This is a genomic window from Paenibacillus sp. Cedars (genome assembly GCF_003184205.1).
Classification (GTDB): domain Bacteria; phylum Bacillota; class Bacilli; order Paenibacillales; family Paenibacillaceae; genus Paenibacillus_AQ; species Paenibacillus_AQ glucanolyticus.
Genome location: NZ_CP020866.1, coordinates 1609156 through 1629487, shown reverse-complemented (window position 1 = coordinate 1629487; position 20332 = coordinate 1609156). Strand labels below are relative to the sequence as shown.

22 protein-coding genes and 1 riboswitch are annotated in these 20332 nt (G+C 49.2%); of the genes, 4 read left to right on the top strand and 18 right to left on the bottom strand.

Annotation, left to right across the window (positions count from 1 at the left end):
* Positions 1-227 precede the first annotated feature (227 nt).
* Positions 228-830 (top strand): nitroreductase family protein, encoded by a 603-nt coding sequence (locus tag B9D94_RS09225; RefSeq protein ID WP_006211447.1) that lies wholly within the window; start codon positions 228-230, stop codon positions 828-830.
* A 101-nt stretch (positions 831-931) separates the two neighbouring features.
* Here the strand turns inward: B9D94_RS09225 and B9D94_RS09220 are convergent, their stop codons facing one another.
* Genes B9D94_RS09220 through B9D94_RS09210 form a run of 3 tightly spaced genes read right to left on the bottom strand, consistent with a single transcriptional unit; the run spans position 932 to position 3990 of the window.
* Positions 932-3178, bottom strand: a complete 2247-nt coding sequence (locus B9D94_RS09220) for a carboxypeptidase-like regulatory domain-containing protein (protein ID WP_172963929.1) — start codon at positions 3176-3178, stop codon at positions 932-934.
* Positions 3156-3509, bottom strand: coding sequence for a hypothetical protein (locus tag B9D94_RS09215; RefSeq protein ID WP_148246882.1), 354 nt, complete (start codon positions 3507-3509; stop codon positions 3156-3158). Before B9D94_RS09215 ends, B9D94_RS09220 begins: the two co-directional genes overlap by 23 nt.
* Positions 3502-3990: a sigma-70 family RNA polymerase sigma factor gene (locus B9D94_RS09210; RefSeq protein ID WP_063456014.1), complete on the bottom strand. Its 489-nt coding sequence runs from the start codon at positions 3988-3990 to the stop codon at positions 3502-3504. Before B9D94_RS09210 ends, B9D94_RS09215 begins: the two co-directional genes overlap by 8 nt.
* Before the next feature lie 237 nt (positions 3991-4227).
* Positions 4228-4330: riboswitch (TPP riboswitch) on the top strand.
* 88 nt (positions 4331-4418) lie between these two features.
* Here B9D94_RS09210 and B9D94_RS09205 point away from each other — a divergent pair.
* Positions 4419-5021 (top strand): YkoF family thiamine/hydroxymethylpyrimidine-binding protein, encoded by a 603-nt coding sequence (locus tag B9D94_RS09205; RefSeq protein WP_063480071.1) that lies wholly within the window; start codon positions 4419-4421, stop codon positions 5019-5021.
* A gap of 71 nt (positions 5022-5092) precedes the next feature.
* On the opposite strand, the gene B9D94_RS09200 is transcribed toward B9D94_RS09205, so the two are convergent.
* Together B9D94_RS09200 and B9D94_RS09195 are read right to left on the bottom strand one after the other, a co-directional pair.
* Positions 5093-5188 (bottom strand): YjcZ family sporulation protein, encoded by a 96-nt coding sequence (locus B9D94_RS09200; RefSeq protein ID WP_006211454.1) that lies wholly within the window; start codon positions 5186-5188, stop codon positions 5093-5095.
* Positions 5189-5303: 115 nt separating this feature from the next.
* Positions 5304-6002 (bottom strand): nucleotidyltransferase domain-containing protein, encoded by a 699-nt coding sequence (locus B9D94_RS09195; RefSeq protein WP_148246881.1) that lies wholly within the window; start codon positions 6000-6002, stop codon positions 5304-5306.
* A gap of 143 nt (positions 6003-6145) precedes the next feature.
* Here B9D94_RS09195 and B9D94_RS09190 point away from each other — a divergent pair, with 143 nt between their 5' ends.
* Both B9D94_RS09190 and B9D94_RS09185 read left to right on the top strand, forming a co-directional pair.
* The gene (locus B9D94_RS09190; protein WP_036641924.1) at positions 6146-6868 is read left to right on the top strand and encodes a class I SAM-dependent methyltransferase; all 723 of its coding nucleotides are present in this window, start codon (positions 6146-6148) and stop codon (positions 6866-6868) included.
* A 192-nt stretch (positions 6869-7060) separates the two neighbouring features.
* Complete coding sequence (locus B9D94_RS09185; RefSeq protein ID WP_036641922.1) at positions 7061-8311, top strand: methyl-accepting chemotaxis protein; 1251 nt, start codon at positions 7061-7063, stop codon at positions 8309-8311.
* A gap of 287 nt (positions 8312-8598) precedes the next feature.
* On the opposite strand, the gene B9D94_RS09180 is transcribed toward B9D94_RS09185, so the two are convergent.
* The 13 genes from B9D94_RS09180 to B9D94_RS09120 form a co-directional block, all read right to left on the bottom strand.
* Positions 8599-9159 (bottom strand): histidine phosphatase family protein, encoded by a 561-nt coding sequence (locus B9D94_RS09180; RefSeq protein ID WP_148246880.1) that lies wholly within the window; start codon positions 9157-9159, stop codon positions 8599-8601.
* The gene (locus B9D94_RS09175) at positions 9156-9608 is read right to left on the bottom strand and encodes an NUDIX hydrolase (protein WP_148246879.1); all 453 of its coding nucleotides are present in this window, start codon (positions 9606-9608) and stop codon (positions 9156-9158) included. The genes B9D94_RS09180 and B9D94_RS09175 overlap by 4 nt, the downstream gene beginning before the upstream one ends.
* Positions 9609-9610: 2 nt before the next feature.
* The gene (locus B9D94_RS09170) at positions 9611-10318 is read right to left on the bottom strand and encodes a class I SAM-dependent methyltransferase (RefSeq protein ID WP_148246878.1); all 708 of its coding nucleotides are present in this window, start codon (positions 10316-10318) and stop codon (positions 9611-9613) included.
* A 35-nt stretch (positions 10319-10353) separates the two neighbouring features.
* Positions 10354-10488 (bottom strand): GNAT family N-acetyltransferase, encoded by a 135-nt coding sequence (locus tag B9D94_RS09165; RefSeq protein WP_172963928.1) that lies wholly within the window; start codon positions 10486-10488, stop codon positions 10354-10356.
* Between the two features lie 303 nt (positions 10489-10791).
* Positions 10792-11340, bottom strand: a complete 549-nt coding sequence (locus B9D94_RS09160; RefSeq protein ID WP_148246876.1) for a nucleotidyltransferase family protein — start codon at positions 11338-11340, stop codon at positions 10792-10794.
* 378 nt (positions 11341-11718) lie between these two features.
* Positions 11719-11904 (bottom strand): hypothetical protein, encoded by a 186-nt coding sequence (locus B9D94_RS31420; protein WP_076150397.1) that lies wholly within the window; start codon positions 11902-11904, stop codon positions 11719-11721.
* Between the two features lie 301 nt (positions 11905-12205).
* Complete coding sequence (gene rbsK, locus B9D94_RS09150; protein WP_148246875.1) at positions 12206-13117, bottom strand: ribokinase; 912 nt, start codon at positions 13115-13117, stop codon at positions 12206-12208.
* Between the two features lie 20 nt (positions 13118-13137).
* The gene (locus B9D94_RS09145; protein ID WP_148246874.1) at positions 13138-15258 is read right to left on the bottom strand and encodes an ADP-ribosylglycohydrolase family protein; all 2121 of its coding nucleotides are present in this window, start codon (positions 15256-15258) and stop codon (positions 13138-13140) included.
* A gap of 218 nt (positions 15259-15476) precedes the next feature.
* Positions 15477-16637 (bottom strand): ADP-ribosylglycohydrolase family protein, encoded by a 1161-nt coding sequence (locus B9D94_RS09140; protein ID WP_006211468.1) that lies wholly within the window; start codon positions 16635-16637, stop codon positions 15477-15479.
* Positions 16638-16650: 13 nt separating this feature from the next.
* Positions 16651-18144: an extracellular solute-binding protein gene (locus B9D94_RS09135; protein WP_148246873.1), complete on the bottom strand. Its 1494-nt coding sequence runs from the start codon at positions 18142-18144 to the stop codon at positions 16651-16653.
* Between the two features lie 64 nt (positions 18145-18208).
* Positions 18209-19081, bottom strand: a complete 873-nt coding sequence (locus B9D94_RS09130; RefSeq protein WP_006211470.1) for a carbohydrate ABC transporter permease — start codon at positions 19079-19081, stop codon at positions 18209-18211.
* A 14-nt stretch (positions 19082-19095) separates the two neighbouring features.
* Positions 19096-19989 carry an ABC transporter permease gene (locus B9D94_RS09125; RefSeq protein ID WP_006211471.1) on the bottom strand — a complete coding sequence of 298 codons (894 nt, stop codon included), beginning with the start codon at positions 19987-19989 and terminating at the stop codon, positions 19096-19098.
* A gap of 3 nt (positions 19990-19992) precedes the next feature.
* A complete protein-coding gene (locus B9D94_RS09120; protein ID WP_006211472.1) occupies positions 19993-20319 on the bottom strand; it encodes a DUF4387 domain-containing protein in 327 nt (108 codons plus the stop codon).
* Positions 20320-20332 lie beyond the last annotated feature (13 nt).

The following is a 20332-nucleotide window of genomic DNA, read 5'->3' as shown; positions in this document are numbered from 1 at the left end:
GCGGGTATTAAAGATAAACTTTTAGTTCTGAGTTTCGTTCTGAATTGTTGACATTTGCAACTCATTATATTAACATGCTAACATAAATATCATTTCTAACAAATTGTTAGTTGATATGGAATAATGATTATGAGCAAAATGCTTCACTAAAATGCATATTTACCTGAATTAAAGGACATCTTCTTATCAGGCTTATGCAACACCATTACATCAGGAGGTTTTTTCTTATGTCTAAAGATTTTTCAACTGCACTCAAAAATCGTCGCTCCCACTATGCTATCAGCAAGGACCCTGTCATTTCGGACGAGCGTATCCAGGAAATTGTGAACGAAGCTGTTAAGTACACTCCGTCTTCCTTCAACTCCCAAAGCGCACGTGTCGTTGTACTGCTCGGCGAACAGCATGACAAGCTGTGGAACCTGACCGAGGGCATCTTGAAAGAAGTTGTCGGTAACGAAGAAGCATTCAAATCCACGGCTGAAAAAATGGGCGCATTCCGCGCTGGATACGGTACAGTACTGTTCTTCGAGGACAATGACGTCGTTACAGGCCTGCAGCAAAACTTTGCGCTGTATGCAGACAACTTCCCGGTATGGTCCAACCAATCCAACGGCATGCTGCAATTCGTGGTATGGACTTCCCTGGAGGCAGAGGGCCTAGGTGCATCACTGCAGCACTATAACCCATTGATCGACGAAAAGGTGAAATCCGAATGGAACATTCCAGAGAGCTGGAAACTGATCGCTCAAATGCCTTTCGGTAAACCGGTTGCTGAACCAGGCGAAAAAGAATTTGCTCCGATTGAAGATCGCGTGAAAGTATACAGCTAAGTCCTTAGCGGAAAAGGCCGTCCACCCAAGTTTTTGATAACTTGGATAGGCGGCCTTTTTTCATACCAACACTTTATCCAGCAGTGAAACTGCGACTCTACTTAATCAACATGTAATAAGGCCTGGAGGAAGGGCTTGATCTCTTGGAAGTCCTCTCCCGGCGTCCACAACTGAATGGCATCCCGCTCTCCGCTCATGCCCCATTGCAATTTCTCTTTCAGTATCTCGGTATAGCCTGAGTTTCCCTCAGATTCGATCAGCATTCGCTCCACCAGAACAGCCCAATCCGTATCGCTTGACATCATTCGCTCCGGATATTTCCGGGCCAATTGCAGCGTGCTTTCCAGCGAACCGCTGTGCAGCATATGAACGGCGAGGTAATTGCCGATAAAACGGTGGGATTTATCCTGTCGGATCACCCGCGCAAACCATCTCTCCGCCTCCTCCAGCCTGCCCTGCTTCATAAGCGCTGTTGCGTGGAGAGAATCGGTATAGGAATGATCCTCGCTTTCGCTCCGTACAGAGGAGTACCGATCGAATGCCGGATTGTAACTGTCCCAATCTTCATTATTATAGAAGTAATCCGCCAGATCCATCAGGTAGCTTGGTGCCGGATGCCGTTCGATCATCTCCTGCAGGGTGGATAAGGTTTCCTCTGAACTTCTGTTATCTACATCCTTGGACAACTGATCCTTGATCTGTTGCAATCGGAGTTTCATCCTTAAGCTGTGAATATCTTCTGGATGCGCACTCACATTATCACTATAGGCCGCGAGCGCTTCATCATATTTACGTTCGAGTACCAGCTGATCCTCCGGCGTCAATTCACGACCCTTTAACAAGAAATACGGTAAATAACCCATGGTGCTCTCATTGAGGCGGTACCCGCTGCTGCTTGTTAACTTCGTGCCGTCTTCCTTGTAAGCATCCACCGACCAGAAATAGGGAGCCTCTGGGTTCGAGTAACCAAGCACACTCTCAGGTGCAACGGTCGTCCAATCATGCGGATCCTCGTAGGAAAGTCCGCTTCTGAGATCATACAGATCCTGAACAGCAACCCGCAGCGAATTCCCTTCAATATAGTTATCCATCGCCGTCATCATCGATCCGCTGCCAAATTCGATACCAACACTCAGTTTATAGTAGGCGGCTTCGGGTGTAGCCTCCCATTCAAAATAGATCATGTCGCCGCGTATCTCATCATGGTTTACTGGAGTTGTCAATTGAATCAATGGCTGCAGCGTGACATCAATCCGTCGTGTCGATTCCGGGGCGACCTCCACCCAATCCCCCGATTCTACAGGCCACGTTCTGCCATTGATTTGTTCATAATTCAAACCAATGCCGAGTTGATACCTGCCGGGCTCTACACCCTCGAAATGATAGCGACCGTTCGCGTCTGTCAGCATTTGGTACGGTTCGCTTAACAGCAGACTGTGATTCAGATCGTTGTTTTTACGTAAAAATACACCTGCGAATGGAATCGGATCCCCCTCACGATTTCGCAAGGTTCCGCTTACCGTTGACAAGGTCTCTCCGTCTAAAATCCTCTTCAGCCGTCCTTTCAGCTGATTCGCCCGTTTTGAGATATCCGAATTTGCAAAGTTCCCGCCGGACCCTTCTGATATCCGATTCAACACGTCCATAGCGGCTTGGGGGCTCCCCCGACGCAGGAGCATTTCCGAGTGATATAAAAGGGCCTTACTATGGATGTCCCTCCAATCTCCAGAAAGGACTTTCCCTAATCGCTCATATTGCAGCGCCGCCTGATCAGGCTGGTCCAGCCTGTCATAGAGGCTCGCAAGCTCCAGCACCAATTCATGCTGATAGGAATAAAGAACAGGCTCCGGAGAATATCCGCTGCTCAGATCCCCGAACTTTTGGATAGCGGTTTCCAATATATCCGCTGCTCCCTCCACATCACCATTCATCGAATAATGCTCCGCAAGGTCTATTGCGGCATATTTCATATATTCTCCGGCTGGCGCTCCCAGCACATATTGATTCAGCAGCGGCAAACGTTCATCCTCAGTAAAACGAATCTGCTGATCGGCGCTTCCTCCTGTGCTGGTGAACCCCGGACTAATAAACACATCAAACCGATGAGCTAGCTCTGTTGCTCTAGGCACAATCACATACTTCTCGATCATCTCCCATTTCCGGTTGCTGCTGCTTTCTTCATGAATAAGGTCAATGACTTTGGCTATCCCCTCAGCTTGGCCTTGTTCTATCTGCTTCTCCGCAATCAGCAGCCCTATTCGAGGTGTGAGCATAGATACCATCATAACAAAGAGGATTAAACCCGAAACCCCCAACACCAGGTGTTTAATCTTGACCCGAATTTTCAAGCCTGGCCACCATCCTCTCGTACTGATCCTTCCAGTAATAATTCCCCCCGGCTTCAAGCAGTTCATTGCTCACCTGCAAGGGCACGGAAACAGCAGGTTTCACAATTGCTTCCCTCCATAACAAACCTCCGAGCAGCAGAACGGCCGCTGCTGCGCCAAAACAACCAATTGCGGCAGCAGAAATTTCTACTTCCTTATTCCACAAGGAAGACAAACGTTCGCGGCTGGATTTTGGAAATGTGCGAGAAATCACCTTCTCTGCGCCCAGGAATCGAATTTCCTCCAGCTCCTGCTTTAGTTGTTCGGCCATTTCCTGTTCTTCGCTACGCATCGCTCTCCCCCTTCTCGACAACAATCTGCCGGAGTTTATGCCGCCCTCTCATTAAACGTGCCTTAACCGTGTTTATATTCAGCTGCAATTGCGCTGCAATTTCTTGAACACCCAACTCATTATAATAATAGAGCGTAATCACTTCTCGGTATGTATAGGGCAGCTGCTGCACTGATTTGATCATTTCAGCCTCACGCCAATGGACGCCCAGCATTTCATCCACGGCAGGTACACTTTCGTTTACATGCTGGTCCATCCTCGGCATGGGAAAAATATGACGCCAATCCCATTTTCGCTGCCGCATCCGGCATCGATTCACTGCAATTCGGGTCAACCAGCTACGAAGTTTGTCGCCGTCACGAAGCTGAGCGATATTCTCGAACGCCTGGATAAAGGTATCTTGAACGGCCTCTTCAGCCGCTTGACGGTCACGCAGCAGCAATACCGCCGTGCGAAGCAGATAATCTCCATACTGTTCCATCAATTCCCGGAGAGCCGCCTCTTCTTTTTGTTTTAAGCGCTGTATGACATCCAGGCCATCTCCCCCTCTCTATAACTACGATGCGTCTGGTCTTTCATCGGTTGCATCAATTTGGATCAATGTCGAAAAAAAAATCGAATGATTGAAAATCTTCCGGCAAAACGATACAATAACACAAGCAAGAAACCTTTGTCTTCCTGAACTGGCAATAGTTCCGGGACCAACTGCATATCATGTTGGCTGTACTAGGGGTGCCATGTGCTGAGAGACGGCGTGCTGCCGTTAACCCTTATCACCCGATCTAGGTCATACTAGCGTGGGGAAGTGTAGCATTTATGTTTATACTTTTTCACGTAGGCATAACTGCACTTTCTTCACGGGGTGCGGTTTTTTTGCGTGGATTTATATCATAGGGGAGGATAACAACAATGAGTGAGCTAACATGTGGAACCAGTCGCATCGTCGGATGCCGATTCTCGGTGTTTCCGATGACTGACCGATTTGTGGAAGTCATTATGGACGCGCTGAAATCCGTCAACACGGGGAAAGTATGGATTCAGACGGATGATGTGAGCACCTGTATTCGTGGACGGGCGGAGCATGTATTTGATGTAACGAGGGCGATTTTTGCTTATGCGGCAGCAAGCGGTGTGCACACCATCTTTAACGGAACTTATTCTATTGGCTGCCCTGGTGATACGGAAGCCGATGTATATATGTCAGAGGATTCGGAGCGTTTGAATCGCGAGATTGGGAAGAATGCCGATATAGATACAGCCTGCCAATTTGCCCTTTATCCACTGGGTACAGACCATTACATGGATGTTATCTATAAAGAGGTGCATCGGGCTAAGGAAAAAGGAACGTTCGCCGGAAGCGTTCACTATGCCAGCCGGTTGGACGGCTCCATCTCCAAGGTGTTTGAATCCCTCGAAGATGCGTTTTTGCATGCGATCCAATCGGACAGCAGTCACCTTGTCATGACCGCAGTCGTGTCTGCACACAGTCCATCAGCCAAGCCAAGACCGTGATCACTTCTATATAACAGGCAAAAGCCCGGCGCATGCCGGGCTTTTGCGATTTGCTCCAAGAGCTTGACGAATTAAACCCAAGCACTCGAGATAATTACGAGCAGGATGAAGAGAACCAAAATAATACCTACTGAATTACCCCATCCACCACCATATACTCCGCTCATGAAGATCCCTCCTGGATTTAAAGAATGACGTGACCGAATCACATGATTATTGTATTGGTCGTGGAAGGCGAACGTCACGGCTAATGTACCTCTCTTATTGCTCACCAGTTAAAATCTATTCCTCATAACCCACAAGAAGCATGCCCCCGAACGGGTTCAGCATTTGCTCTGTGAATGCCAGAAGCAGGGAGGGATCATCCTGTCGATACATCGCTGAAAGCGAAACCTCCAATTGATCTCCCAAGGTCGTGCTGAAACGGTGGAACAGCCGAAACAGCATCTTGCCTTCCCCTGTCCATTCCCCATTCACTCTAAGTACAAATTCGCAAAGTACCGTCATGATCTTTTGCACCGTAAACCATTTCTCGCCATCCCGCTTAGGATTCTTCAAATCCTGCACATATTCCGTAATCATGTAACGGTATTCATCAATATCGGTTTGCATCCATGGCATCGGTCCGTAATTCAAATCATGCTGGGCCTCTGCGCGGACTGCTTCTCCTTCCGGCAACGAGCGCAGCACCTTACCCTCCGCTGTGATCCGCTGCAATGTCGGATTGGCTGCCATCACGCCCTCGTCGAAGTATTCACGATAGGATGACAAAGACAATATAAACAATTCCACAATCCATCCATCCGCTTCCAGGGTCTTTCTCCGCATCTCATCTCCGTCCCGCTCAAGGATGACGATGTCCAAATCAGATTGCTCGTTATGTTCTCCTCTGCTTGCGCTGCCGCCAAGTACACCTAGCAAACAGTCGGGATAATGACGGTGGATAACACGCTCTGCTGCCTCCATCGGTTCCTTCTTCATGGCTATTTCCCCCAGTTGTTCTCATAGCTCCCGAAAAAAAGGGCTCAAAATATTTAATTCAGCAAAAACCCCAAACGTACCTTAATCATATGGTAAATAAACGATTACCCTCATGATGACTACAAGGAAGAAGGGAAGATGAAATGAACTACATTCACATGCTATCCAGATTAGGTATGGGCAGTGCGCATCCGGGCGGATTCGAGGCTACCTTAAGAATGCTGAAGAATTATCCGATTGAGCCGAACAGTCGTATTCTGGAGGTTGGCTGCGGAACAGGCAGGACAGCATGCCATCTTTCGGAGATGGGCTATCAAGTCACGGCCATAGATCTCAATGAGAATATGATTAAAAAAGCACGCACCAGAGCCGAAGCCATGAAAATGGACGTGCAATTTTTGCAGGCTGATGTGTGCGAGCTGCCTTTTGAAGACAACCAGTTTGATCTGATTATGGCCGAATCAGTCACCGTATTCACGGATACGTCGAGATCACTCCCTGAATATTATCGCGTTCTGGATCAAGGAGGCGTTCTGCTGGACAGAGAATTGCTGCTGAATAAGCCAATGCCTGAGCCAAAGCTCAAGGAACTGCTGGAATTCTTCGGGATTCCGAATCTGATGCTGCGGGAAGAATGGGCACAATCCTTGCTGGCTTGCGGTTTTAAGCAGGAGGAAATTCTGGAGTATAACCACTTCAACGAACAATTGAAGGAAGAGCAAACACGTCATCTGGATACATTTGAGCAGCGCGATAAAGGACTTCTGTTTGATGTAACGTTATGGGAAACGTTATTCAAGCATGACCGGATGATCCTGGATAACACCGATTATCTCGCTTCCGCCTTATTCCGTGCCGTAAAATAATATTGCTGCGTATCTATGCAACGAGAGGGGATTTGTCTGTTGGCTAGTTAGCTGCGCTTCCCCTCCCCTTCCAAAAGATCAGTTCTTTCGACCCATTTCAACACTTTTTGTCAATTCGTTATATCTAGTTCAGCCCGGCGATGCTATAATCATGGTAAATATATCCTATGTTGTCGAGGAGGACTCATTCTTATGGCATGGTTCAACAGACTCCCAATCTCACAAAAAATTACTGCAGCCTGTTATCTTATTGCCGCTTTATTTGCGGTTCCAATGCTGCTTGCGTTTATTCTAATGGGCAAAGCAATCATTGGCGTGGTACTTGTCTTGGCTTTAATTGGACTTACCCTTCCTCTTTCTCGCGTTATTGAGAAAACGCTTACGAATTCATTCGCCGAAATTTCCAGCGTTTCTGCCAAAATCGCCAAAGGCGACTTTACCTTCCAGGTAGAAGAGGTTGGAGGCATGAACGATCTAAGCCGAACCTTCAACAGCATGGTGGACAAGCTTCGCAAAATTTTACAGGAAACCTCGGACATTACCCGCAAGGTAATGACATCAAGCCGAAGCATTTCGAATAAAAATCAGGAGCTTATTCAAGTGATGAATCAAGTATCCCTCTCCTCCAACGAGCTGGCCGTCGGTGCGAACGAAATCTCGGAGGACGTATCGGAGATGACGCATTCCATCCGCGAAATCGAAGAGAAGGTCAGCAATTATACGCACTCCACCCATGAAATGAACGCCCGTTCTATCGAGACGCTGGGACTCGTTGAGCAAGGAAGAGATTCCGTAGCCAAACAATCCGCGGGGATGCAGCGAAATATCGACGCCACCGGAAAAGTCTCGGAATCCATCGATGCACTGGCCAAGAGCGCCAGAGGGATTACCAAAATCACCGAAACCATATCCGAGCTTGCCGATCAGACCAACTTGCTGTCCTTGAACGCCTCCATTGAAGCGGCCAGAGCCGGCGAGCATGGTGCAGGCTTTGCCGTTGTTGCCCAAGAGGTCCGTAAATTGGCCGAGGAATCCACTTCCTCCACCCGCGAGGTATTTAATCTGGTACGGAGCATTGAATCGGATGTCAAACATGCAGCACAGAATATTAAGATCAATGAAGAAGTCGTACGGCAGCAAACCGAGATGATCCGTGAGGCGGAGCTGGTGTTCATGCAGATTGTAAACAGCGTGCAGTATATTTCGGAGCAGATCGCAGCTTTCTCCAAGGAGAGCGAGTCCATGCTGGAGAGTGCGCAGAACATCTCTTCCGCCATTCAGAACATATCTGCGATTACGCAGCAATCCGCTGCAGGAACGGAGCAGGTATCTGCTTCCATGAACGAAGGGATTTCGTCTATCCAGAAGATGGCTGAGGAAGCCGAAGCAATGAATAATGCCGTCTTCCAACTGCAGAAGACCATCAATATTTTCAAATTCTAAAAAGTATAACGTCTATTCGTTATTCGTCTATTCTACATAAGGAATTTAGTTAAGCTGTTATTTTTATAAAAGCAGAAGGGGTATCCCAAAAGTCACTTGACCTGAGGGAGGCCCCTTTGTCTGTTATGAGTACGCTGCCGCTGCGGAACGAAGCATTCCTCCATTCGGCTGTTGCCCTCCAATATCCTGAATTCATCTTATGGTAAAATGGAAGTCCGACCCACCATTTACGAAAGAAACGGTTTCTTTGTACATTCAATATACTATGGACCAACTTGAGCTTCTTGTTAGCCTTCACACCATAGCCGCGATATGTTCACGAGTTTTCCCTCTTCAAATTCGGCTCGGTATATGTCCGGCATACTCGTTCCCTGCCAGAATTCATAATCGAACCGCTGATCGTAATGGTGCAGCATTAATGTCATAATGTCCCCATGAGTACCCATCACGACATTCTTGCCTTTGTACGTATCCAGAATTCCCTCCATTGCCTGGACTGCACGCCTTTGCGCATCTTTACTGGATTCTCCCTCCGGGAAGCAGGTATCGGGTTCGTTAAACAGTTTCCTTTTGGCATCCGTAAATGAGTTCCCTTGGAAATCCCCGATCTTCCGTTCTCTCAGATCCTCCAGCATCGTAATCGGTAAACCCAGGGCATCCGCCAATGGCTGTACCGTATCCTTCGCTCTCTGATAAGGGCTGGATACGATAACCCCAATACCCTCTCCCAGCAGCAAACCCTTAACTCGCTCGGCATCGCTTGCACCCTGTACGGACAATCCGCGGGACCGCTCCTTCCCTTCGCTATACGGGGATTCTGCGTGTCGCACAAAATATAAAGTTGTCATGCTTCCCCCTCGGCTTCTTCAATCAATACCGGCTCCATCATCATCTCAACAAATGGCGTTAACGGTAACAGACTCAGCGACTCAAGCGGAACCCATCTGGCTCCTAAGGAATCCTGTCCATCCCCTTCTGCCTTAATAACAGCTTGATCATCAGGCAGCTCCACATCATATATGATGCCGATGTGATGCAGCTCTTCCATCTGATTCTCGGCATACTGATACACAATGGTATAGGATATGGCTGTGCGAATACTGCCTTTTATCGGAGACAGTCCGGTTTCCTCCATAAATTCACGCTTCAGCGTAAACTCCGGCTCCTCTCCAAATTCAATGGAACCTCCAGGTAAATCCCACTTCCCTTTGTGAGGCCCTCTTGCTTTTTGGATCAGCAGAATATGATCATCCTGGATCAGAACACCATAAACGCCGAGATGCGTATATTTCTCCATGGTCACGACACTCCTTTTCTGGCAATGAACGTAATCCACTGGCTTCGAAAGAGGACGTCCCTTCCGTCCTTCACCTCTTGAATGTCCTGCTGTATTTGGCGCTTCATTAATATCTCCCACTCTGGATACAGCTCGTAAAAGATAGAGAAGGCTTGGTCAGCGGATAAATTCAACTCGATTAACCCCTCTTCCTCCACACCGGTCTCCAGATCGATTTCCTTCACTTCCGTACTCATTAATATGCAATGAATTCCCCGATCCATGGTTCCTGCTTGCATTTGTTTGATCTTGGATACAAAGGCGGCCTCCGAGCTCATATGCTCAAGACAAGAGCAGGCAATGATGTAATGATAGGTATCCTTCGCGATGTCATAATGCTGCACATCCGCTGCCAGTGCCTCAATGCTGGAACTTACGCCATAGGAGGCAGCATACTGCCGGAGCTTGTCCACTGCCGAGGGCAGCAAATCCACGCATAGAACCTTACCGCCTGCAGGTTGGATTTGCTGTGCAATCGGAATGCTGTTACGACCGACACCACAGCCCAGATCCAGCACTCGCATATTTTGAAAAGGCAACAACTCCAGATGATCCATAACCGTCTGGACGGGGCGTGCTAACCAGCTGCCCGGCTCAAACAAGGCGGCCGCTTCATAAAACTTCTCGTGATACAACATTTCCTTCTCACGCGCGTGATTGAACGTTTCCATGCTACAGACCCCTCAGTCATGTTGTTATAATGTCTTCACAAACCGGAGTCCCGATGGAGAAACCCCATTTTCTCATAAAACCTATGGGCACGCTTGCGCTCGGGTTTGTTCCCGCTGGTCAGCAGCACATTGTCGCCCCTCTCCAGAGCCCACCTCTTTACAAATTCCACAAGCGTTCTCCCAATTCCTTGCCCTTGCCGCTCTTTCTATGTAAACAGTGCACTGAAGTGCGTGGCAACTCCGTTATTCTCATAACTTAAAAATTCCCGGCAGCGGATCATCTCCGCTACCCGCTTCGCTTGGTCGGCTGGCTACAAAGGTATGATAAAGGGGTGCCGCTTCCGTGTTCTCATCCGATCCGGACACTAAATTCGCTCCTTCAATACCGGATATCCTATATTGCTCTCATTAAGGGGTTTTTGACTCCAGATCCCCGGTGGATAGGGACGGATCTCCATAGAACTTCTCCCCCTCTAAACTTCGAGTATTGTTAACCGTGCCCACTGATTCTTCCATTGTTTCTTCCGAACACGCTCCAAATAATAGCTTCGCTTATGAAAATTCGGGCATCTTCGAACCTTTAAAGCGAATAAATCCTCCAATCCGTAAGGGCAGCAGAGCTCAAGCTCCCCTTCGCGGTTCAGTCTTACACCAATCGCTGTAGCTGTCTCCGGCCATTGGGTTAACGCTGCATGGGTTGAGCTGTACGGCTCATCTCCATTCTTGACATGCATTCTGGCCTGATTCTTGACTGACCATTTCGGATTCTTTGTCGCTGCTCTTAACTTCTGTTCCAAATCGATATCCCGTGCTTCCGACACATCATCGGGATCGAAATATACAACATCGATATCCGTATGACGGTCGGTTCTCTCAAAACCATGCAGGATATCCCACACGTAATTTCGAATATAGCCTGCCGCAATGTAGCATTGCGACAGCTCCAGATCTCGAACGATAGCCAAATCATCCATCAGCTGCTTATGCTCCCTTATGTACTCCTTCAACCGCAATTCCAACATTCAATTCACCGCCATTGGTTTAATATAGTGTTACTTGTTCACGCTCACGTTCACATGTTCATCTATCTCCCACATATCCCACGATCTGGCCGAATGCGAAAAACAGAGCACGCTTCAATCCGTGTAAAAAGGCATAGACCGCCTCACGTGGAAACGGTCTATGCTCTCATATTGTAAAACTATTATATTCCAAATAATCCCTGAGCCGCAAGGAAAGCAGGGTTATTCAACGAGAGGGGAGGCTTGCCCGTTACACGTGAATAAGCCTCCGGGATGAGCTGGACTCGAGCTTCCAAGTCCCTTAAAAGGGACTTGCAGCTATCAGCGGAGCCGGGCTCGAGCTTCCAAGTCCCTCTAAGGGACTTGCAGCTCTTAGCGCTACACTGCTGCATCCACTCGCTCCTGGGATGCGCCATCACAGCGCTTGCATACTTTCAGCGCAGTGCCGTCCGATTTGGTACGAGGATACAACAGTTTAATCCGAGTGCTTTTACATACGGGACATGTACCGCGAGCGCGAGTAGGTAAGTGCCAAAGTGATTTGCCTCTTTTTTGTTTTGCCATGAGTCAGATACCCCATTTCATAGATTCATTATCGTCACTCTTACATATATGAAAGGGTTCAGCAGAACATGTCGGGCAGTTTCATTAGCTTCCCTGCAACACAGATGCCTTGACAACAGCCATGCGTTAACCGTTATTTTATACGTATGGCGATACACCGAGCGATCGTCACCATATCTGTTACTATAGTGATCAGGCGCCGCCGACATTTGACACCTTCTCGTGCTTCAGGCACCAAAGAGGTGAAAAAAACAAAAGAGAGAAGGCATCCAACCGCCCTCTCTCTTACACAGCATGAACATTACTTATCCATAAACGCCAGTATCTCGTCCTTGGTCGGAATGGAAGATTGCGCTCCAGGACGGGTCACCGTCAGGGCTGCCGCCGCGGTTGCAAACTTTAGTGCCTCCTCTGTCTCCATACCATCGGTGCAAGCAGCAGCATAAGCGCCGATGAAGGTATCTCCTGCTGCCGTGGTATCGACGGGCTTCACGCGGTAAGCCGGAACGGCAACGCGCTCCCCGCGTGCGTTTCCATAGAAGCAGCCTTGTTCGCCAAGCGTAATGATGACGCTTGAGGTACCCTTGGCTATGATCCAATCGGCTGCCATTTCGGCAGAAGCCGCGTCATCTACTCTCAAGCTGCTAACCACTCCTGCTTCCGTTTCGTTCACGATCAGCGTATCCAGCAGCGGAAATACCTCTTCGGGGATACTTCTCGCAGGTGCCGGATTCAGCCAGACGCGGACACCGGCCTTACTGGCCGAGTGAATGACGTACCGCGTCGTCTGCCACGGAATTTCATTCTGCAGCAGCACCGCGTATACTGCATCCCAATTCACCTCAGACGCAACATCCTCTTCGGTCAGACGCCCATTGGCTCCCTCGGACAGGACGATGTAATTCTCACCCTCTTTGTTGACGGTAATCATCGCAATGCCTGAGGTGCCTTCCTTGGAGAGCACGGACTTAACCCGGACCTGGCGATCCTCCAGCGAAGCAATCAGGGTATCACCAAAAGGATCAAGACCAACCGCACCCAACATGGCACAATCTGCGCCTGCCGACGCAGCCGCCACCGCTTGATTCGCACCTTTGCCTCCAGGAAAAAACGACGTTCCGCTGCTATGAATGGTCTCCCCCGGCTGAGGGAACTGATTCACATTACTTACAACATCCATATTAATGCTTCCAATGACAACCAGCTTACGCAAAGATACCCCGCTCCTCTCTTCTAAACCGACTTCTGCCCTGATGTACGGACGTGAACATCCTTAATCTCGTTCTCGCCATCCTCCAGACAGCCAAAGCCAAACATACCATGAGCATAGGCCGTTTCCTTGCATTCCAGTACATTATCTCCATTAATATACAAGATGAAGCGATCCTTCTCAGACACCAGTTTTAAACGATATTCCTCGCCCAGCTCCCAATCATATCTGGCCGTAATCAAGCGCTTGGTCCCGAAGTCCTGTTTAATAAACGAGACAGAATTCGGACCGTCAAAACCGGCCAAATAATGCCGCATCACGCCTTGCGCTCTTGTAATCAGGCAATGGCTGGTGCCGGAAATCGGTTTTATTGTCGCTTCAACCACGGTATCACCGGCATAATAATTTCCGGAATAGGATGAAGTGTCTCCTTCTGCTATACAATGCAGCGCTCCATCACGCAGCTCCCACTTGCCTCTATGGTGAGAGAATGGTGTGATGGAAGCGAATTCTTTGGCCTGTTTAGCAAAATCAATTTTGTATTCCGCCGAGCCGGTAACACGGAACTGTCCGATGAACAGACTTCCGATGGCACGATTCAAGAGCGGCGAAGGGCTCTCCAGTATCCATCCGATCTCATCGATCATGGCGCCTTCGGTATCCGGGATAACGAATTGAATATCATTCCACTCTCCGCCTACCGGGGTAACCGCCTGCAGAATCTGGTCCTCCTGTGTATAGGTGTTCCGAACATAAGGGGTCAAGGTCACTGGCGCGCCTTCCCACTGGTCCACGTAGATTCGGGCAGATACGGTCTGACCGCTATAGGCAAGCGGCGCAAAGGTAGGCTTATACTTCTCATCATTAAATTCAGCCCGGCGGTAGAACGGTTTATAGTAGATTTTACTGCTGTCGCCTTCAACCAGTCTGTCGAAAACAACTTCAAGCGACCCTCTTCCATCGCATCCGCGTTGATTGGAATGGCGCACAACCGGCGTTTTGAACGGGTTGCTTGTCCGAAAGCCATGGGTTGATCCAGGCAGATCAAAATCGAAGTACACTTCACCTTGCTTCACGCGCTGCACTAATTCCTGCGGTGCCTTCTCCCCATTCAGGCGATAACCCAGCAATGCGAGCTCTTTGGCGAAAGTGGGGAAATCCACCAGGTTCAAGTACCCGGAAACGCTGGAAGCGACAATGAAGTCATTGATGGGTTTGCGATAATGATCCGGAATTCCGGCTAAGCCGCCGTACACACCCAGAATGCTTCCCACATTCCCTGCATTGCAATCGGTGTCCCAGCCGCACATGGACGCGATTTCTACCGTGCGCGCAAAATCCCCCTCGCCATACAGCAGAGCAAGCACGCATATGCCTGCATTGGGGATAATATGGCATACACCCGTATATTTATCGTATCCCCAGTGATCCTCCAAGTATTGACGGCAAGCCCGAAAATCGGATGGATGCTCCCGATGAAAATCCATAACCGCATGCACCACACGTGCATAGGTTGAGTCATCCGGGATCATACGGAGTCCCTCAGCGATGATCTCATCCATCGATGAAGCATCAAATGCTTTGGCAATGCATGCTGCCATGAAACGTGCGCCATACAGCCCGTTGCCATCATGCGAGACGCTGGCTGCTTTTTCCGCATAATCTGCCGCTTTCTCCGCCCGACCCGGGAACAGAAGCCCCCATGAATCAATGAAGATCTGGCCGCCGATCTGCTCAGCCATCTCCGTCCCGTTCACCTCGATGGAGCCCGAGCGCGGGGCCGAAATGCCTTTGCGCAGATTTACATAAGCCCGGTGCTCGGTGCTGATATCCTCGCCGCCCCACCAGAACATGCCAATGCCTTCCCTTGCATAGTTGAGCCAAGCTTTTCCCACATCCTCCGGTTCAAGCTCGCGGTCCGTCGCATCGTCATACAGCGCACGAATGAAAAACACCGGACCATTCGCATCATCGTCTGCTGCAAAGGTTTTGTACGGCTTCACGTAATCCCGAATATCACCGTAAACATCCCGGATGCGCTCATATGTCCAAGCAACCGGTTCGATGGGGGCACCGAGCCTTATGCCGATGTTCATCCCGATAAATCCTGCATATACCGTCTCTACATACTGTTTAGGTATCATTAACTCTCCCTCCTAGCCTCTGCGCAATCAAAGTTGAAACATGAATTTTTTGTGTGTTCCACCGCAAATTCGGATCATTCTTACGTTCTCTACTGCCCCCGAGTTTCCTTGAGCCCAAATTTTTATCGCAGAAATCCGGGAGCGGAAGAAGAACACTGCATTTCTCCAAAACAAATGGTTAATTCAAAAAAATGTCAGCCTCGCATGATTTCTTATTGCTACAGCTCGTGTTGAACAACGTTCTTCCTCATTTCATGGATTCGAAGGTCATCCTCAATGATTTTGGCGGCAACCATGCTGAATTCGTCAGCAACGGCGCACAGATCAAGACGGTTCACCTTGTTCAGCTGCTCGATATCTTCCTTGCGGATGACCTCGCTGCCATGCATCGCCCCAAGGATCACCCCGGCCATGACGCCGATCGAGTCCGTGTCACGCCCGGAGTTAACGCCGTCCAGGATCGTACGATAGTACTCCCCCTCATTCAGAACCATGAACGCAAGCGCCATGGGCAGCTCTTCGATCGACCACAGGCGGCTTGGCGTATAATGATTGCTCGGAACGCCAACCTTGTCGATATGACGGCTAACGTCATCGCCCATCGGGGAATATTTGAGCATGATCGCCTGCAGCACCTCGATCACCTTGTCCATATTGTCCCGCTCTGGCCGCAGTTCTCGGGCAGCCTGGGTCAGCTCCTGTATGGCAGCTTTCGTACCGTCCTTCGCCAGGCTGATGGCCGTGCCGATAATATCATCCACGCTCACCCCAGGCTCAAAAGCCTTCGCGACGCATGCCGCGAGGACGCCAGCCGCTTCCAGGCCATAGCTGCTCTGATGACCCATCGCAAAGAGGATGGCTTCATCATAGGCCGCCTTCGGATGGCCCGCATTGACAATCCCGATCGGGGCGATGTACATCGCCGCCCCGCAGTTCACCATATTCCCGATGCCGCCCTCTCTCGGGTCGCAATTCGCCAGCACATGACGCATGAAGATGTATTTTTCCGGATAAAACAATCGGTCTATAATGAGCGTTTCCTCATTCAGTTCAGGGACAAACGTCTTGCGGAACGCAATCTCCTTCACGAATTCATTGCTCATATCATAGGCGTCCAGATGTCGGCCCTCGGTAAGATACACATTCATGAGCGCAATCGTCATCAGGGTATCATCCGTGACAATCCCGTCCCCTCTTACCCGGCCAAGCCGGACCTCGGCAGGAAGATCCATCTTATGCCATCTTGTCATCAAGGATTCCACGCGTCCGTATTTCGACTTGATTTCTTCGTACGTCAATTTCTCAATGGGAGCTCCCATTGCGTCTCCAAGCGCGGTGGATATCACCACGCCTCTTACTCGGTCACGAAACGAAGTCATAGTTATAAGCTCCTTACTTGATGTTTTCGTTAGCGTATTTCGTAATCTCTGCTCCGCCAGCAGCGTTCCAGGCCTCAACAAATTGATCGAATTGGGACAAGTCCTTCTTGCCTGTAATAAAGTCGGTTGAATATTCCTTGTACAGATTGTTCATGGCATCCCAGTTCGCAATGAACTGCTCAGGAATGATGAAGTTGTTGTCTTCCGTGTAGTAACCCGAAGCCATTTTCAGCGATTCGGTGCCCGGCTCGCCCAAGAGCGGCGTTTTCAAAGGAGTTTCCGATTGGATCTCGGTTGGCTCCCAGAAACGTGCATACCATTCACTGTAATATTTCTCGTTCAGCTCAATCTCACCGTCTACCACCTTGTAGTGCTCATCTTCGAATCCGAGCCGGTCCAGCATTTGGCCCTTGGGACTTGCCAGGTAATCAAAGACTTTGAATGCAACATCTTTATGCGGGGACTGCGAAGAGATCGCAAGTCCTCTTGCTTCCTTCGTGACGTCGGTGGCGCCGAATCCTTGCGCTTCGCCTTTTGCAGGCGGCAGCACGATCAGGCTGGCGTCATCTCCACCCAGTTCCTGCATTCTTCCATCATACAAATCGATGATTTTGCCGGCTGTCCCCGTAATCACCGCGGCTTCCCCTTTATAAAAGGCATCTTCCTTCGTATCCCACTGCTTCGTAATGAATTGCGGATCAAGCAGTCCTTCCTTATAAAGCTTGTTATAGAAAGTCAGTTTTTCTTTCTCGTTTTGAGAGACTTTGGAGTATTCATAAGTTCCATCGTCCTTTTTAAGCCAAGTGGTATCCAGACCGAATGCCGTGTTGAAAATGAAGTTGATCTCGGCGATATCGCCTGCTGCCGTCAGCGCGTAACTCGGCTTGCCTTCACCCGGCTTCTTCTCCACCAGTTCCTTGAAGAAGGCGTAATAATTGTCCACTGTCGGATTCTCCATCAAGGCCTTGGAGCTCTCCATGGCATTAAACCAATCGGCACGAACAACCGGTGCCTTAGGTGCAAGAGGTTTAATCCACAGCAGATACGGATAACTTGCCATCCGTGTTTGGTTGTGCGGTTCCATGATCTCTTTAATGTAGGTAGATTTCTCAATGTACGGCGTCAGATCCTCCAGCAGACCTTGATCGGCAATCTGCTGGTCTCCGCCCTGGAAGTAGATGATATCCGGAATGGTTCCGCCCAAGAGCAGGAGGTTCAGGTTCTCCGCATAACTGCCCTGCGCGAGGTCTACAAGCTCAAACTTCACGTTCAAGCCTTCATCTTCAGCGAGGGATTTCTCCAAGGTTTCGAAAAATTTAACGGAAACGGGGTTAGCCGTTCCTTCATCCTTGTACACAATCTTCAGCGTAACCGGATCGCCGCTTCCATCAGGCTGGGTGGTCCCAGGCTCTGTTTGACCCGCTCCCGGCGAGTTCGAGTTTGAGGTGCATGCAGACATGACCATGGCCAGCATGGCAACGATTAATAACAGGCTTAATTTTTTCATGTTCATCTTTCTCCCCTTTTTTGAATTTGAACATCAATGCCTTCAATAAGCTGCCCTTCCCCGCTTAATCCTTGACCCCTCCCTCCAGTTCGCCTTTTGCGTAGTATTTCAAAATGAACGGATATAGGAACAACAGCGGTACAATCGCAATCATGATCGTACCCGCCTGCAGGGAAGCAAAATCAAAATTGATCGAGCTGTCAAACATGTTCTGGTTGCCGATCAGCGACGTATTGTCCTTGCGCACAACAAACTGTCTGAGCACGACCTGCAGCGGCCATTTACTCGGGTCTGAAATGTAGAGTGTGGCTCTGAAATATTCATTCCAGTGATACACGCCGTAGAACAAGCCCAGTGTCGCCAGCCCCGGCTTGGACAGCGGCAGGATAATCCGGCTGTACAACCGGAAGTGACCTGCACCGTCAATGCGGGAGGCCTCCAGAATTTCCTCCGGAATGTCCTGAATGAACCGCATGAGTATAAAGAGATAGTAAACGTTGATCGCTTTGTACAGGATCAGTGAAGTTAGCGTATTCATCAGTCCAAGATCCTTCACCAGCAGGTATTCCGGAATCATGCCCGGCTCGAATACCATAATGACGATAAGGAAGAACAACACGAATTTTTTGCCGATGAATTCGGTTCTAGCCAGCACATAAGCTGCCATGGAGGTCAGCAGCAGATTGAGAAACGTACCTGCAACGGTGATCCAGACCGAGTTCAGAATACTGCCCGTGATCAAAGGATTGGACAATAGCAGTTGGTAGTTTATTGTAGAGAATCCCTTGGGGATGATATCCAGTCCACCCATCAGATGGGCTTTGCCAGGGTCTGTTAAAGACAGCGCCAGCAGATGCAGGAGAGGAACCAATACCATGAGCGTGAACGCAAACAACATCAGATAAATGACAATTTTAGAAATCTCCAGCCGTCTCATCGTAAATCCCTCCTTTACCAGACGCCCTTACCCGAGAAGCGCTTCGAAATGAAATGCGTACCCAGGATAAGGACGATACCGATGACGCCTTTGAACAGACTGGCTGCGGTTGCATAAGCAAACTGTCCGTTCCCAATACCGATTCGGTATACATAAGTGTCCAGAATGTCCACGACACTAATGACGGAATCGTTCATAAAGTTAAATACTTGATCGAAACCAGCATTCATGAAGAAGCCCAGATTCAGAATGAAGACGGTTACAACTGTGCTGTATAAATGAGGAAGCGTGATGAACCTCATCTGCTGCAGCCGTGTTGCTCCGTCGATCTTGGCTGCTTCATACAATCCTGGGCTGATCTTCATAATAGCTGCCAGATAGATGATGGAATCCCAGCCGGCGCTTCGCCAGATTTCGGAGAATACCAGCACCCAGCGGATATGCTCCTTACTTGTCATGTAATCGATGGATGGCAGTTGAAAGAAGTTCGCAATCAGATTGACTCCGCCGTCTGCAGGATTCAGGAGGCTGATCCAGATCCCGGCAATCACGACCCAGGACAGAAAATGGGGCAGATAGACAACGGATTGTACATATTTGCGGTATTTGGAGCTTCGTACTTCATTAATAAGAAGTGATAGCATGATCGGAATCGGAAAGACAAAAATGATCTTCATCAAACTGATGATAATGGTATTCTGCAGTACGCTTGTGAAGGCAGGCGAACTGAAGAGTGTCTTGAAATGCTTCCAGCCTACCCATACATGATCTCCCAGAATCCGATAGTCCTGAAAGGCGAGTTTCATGCCGTATAACGGAATGATGTGGAAGATAAAAAAGTAGAGAAGAGGTAACGACAGCATCGCGTACAGCACCCAATCCTGCCTTAAGCGTCTTAACACCTTCATGGCTTACCCCTCCTCCAGATAATCGATGGATAGCTTCATGAGAGGTGCATGCTGCTGGGCTCCATACACATCGCGGTCGCCAACGCTGCCAGACGATATATCCCGCGACATCGTAATTTTGAAGCCCAGCGCCTGATCGAAAAATACCAGGTGATGAATCTGCTCCTCCCGAATCTGATACAACTCACATATCGTCCGTTTCGTAATGCGGCCGGACTGTTTTACTTGGTCATATTGCTCCTTGGAATCAAACAACACGTCTAATGTAATTTCGAAGGGGCCAGAGTTTTTACTTCGCAGCACCTTCGCCAAATCGCCGAGTTGAGTCACAGTTTGATCCTCC

Bases quoted from the DNA above. Each gene is read 5' to 3' on its own strand.
- B9D94_RS09225 (WP_006211447.1), top strand. From the start codon at position 228: ATGTCTAAAGATTTTTCAACTGCACTCAAAAATCGTCGCTCCCACTAT.
- B9D94_RS09215 (WP_148246882.1), bottom strand. From the start codon at position 3,509: ATGCGTAGCGAAGAACAGGAAATGGCCGAACAACTAAAGCAGGAGCTG.
- B9D94_RS09210 (WP_063456014.1), bottom strand. From the start codon at position 3,990: ATGGAACAGTATGGAGATTATCTGCTTCGCACGGCGGTATTGCTGCTG.
- B9D94_RS09205 (WP_063480071.1), top strand. From the start codon at position 4,419: ATGAGTGAGCTAACATGTGGAACCAGTCGCATCGTCGGATGCCGATTC.
- B9D94_RS09200 (WP_006211454.1), bottom strand. From the start codon at position 5,188: ATGAGCGGAGTATATGGTGGTGGATGGGGTAATTCAGTAGGTATTATT.
- B9D94_RS09195 (WP_148246881.1), bottom strand. From the start codon at position 6,002: ATGAAGAAGGAACCGATGGAGGCAGCAGAGCGTGTTATCCACCGTCAT.
- B9D94_RS09190 (WP_036641924.1), top strand. From the start codon at position 6,146: ATGAACTACATTCACATGCTATCCAGATTAGGTATGGGCAGTGCGCAT.
- B9D94_RS09185 (WP_036641922.1), top strand. From the start codon at position 7,061: ATGGCATGGTTCAACAGACTCCCAATCTCACAAAAAATTACTGCAGCC.
- B9D94_RS09180 (WP_148246880.1), bottom strand. From the start codon at position 9,159: ATGACAACTTTATATTTTGTGCGACACGCAGAATCCCCGTATAGCGAA.
- B9D94_RS09175 (WP_148246879.1), bottom strand. From the start codon at position 9,608: ATGGAGAAATATACGCATCTCGGCGTTTATGGTGTTCTGATCCAGGAT.
- B9D94_RS09170 (WP_148246878.1), bottom strand. From the start codon at position 10,318: ATGGAAACGTTCAATCACGCGCGTGAGAAGGAAATGTTGTATCACGAG.
- B9D94_RS09160 (WP_148246876.1), bottom strand. From the start codon at position 11,340: ATGTTGGAATTGCGGTTGAAGGAGTACATAAGGGAGCATAAGCAGCTG.
- B9D94_RS31420 (WP_076150397.1), bottom strand. From the start codon at position 11,904: ATGGCAAAACAAAAAAGAGGCAAATCACTTTGGCACTTACCTACTCGC.
- B9D94_RS09145 (WP_148246874.1), bottom strand. From the start codon at position 15,258: ATGATACCTAAACAGTATGTAGAGACGGTATATGCAGGATTTATCGGG.
- B9D94_RS09140 (WP_006211468.1), bottom strand. From the start codon at position 16,637: ATGACTTCGTTTCGTGACCGAGTAAGAGGCGTGGTGATATCCACCGCG.
- B9D94_RS09135 (WP_148246873.1), bottom strand. From the start codon at position 18,144: ATGAAAAAATTAAGCCTGTTATTAATCGTTGCCATGCTGGCCATGGTC.
- B9D94_RS09130 (WP_006211470.1), bottom strand. From the start codon at position 19,081: ATGAGACGGCTGGAGATTTCTAAAATTGTCATTTATCTGATGTTGTTT.
- B9D94_RS09125 (WP_006211471.1), bottom strand. From the start codon at position 19,989: ATGAAGGTGTTAAGACGCTTAAGGCAGGATTGGGTGCTGTACGCGATG.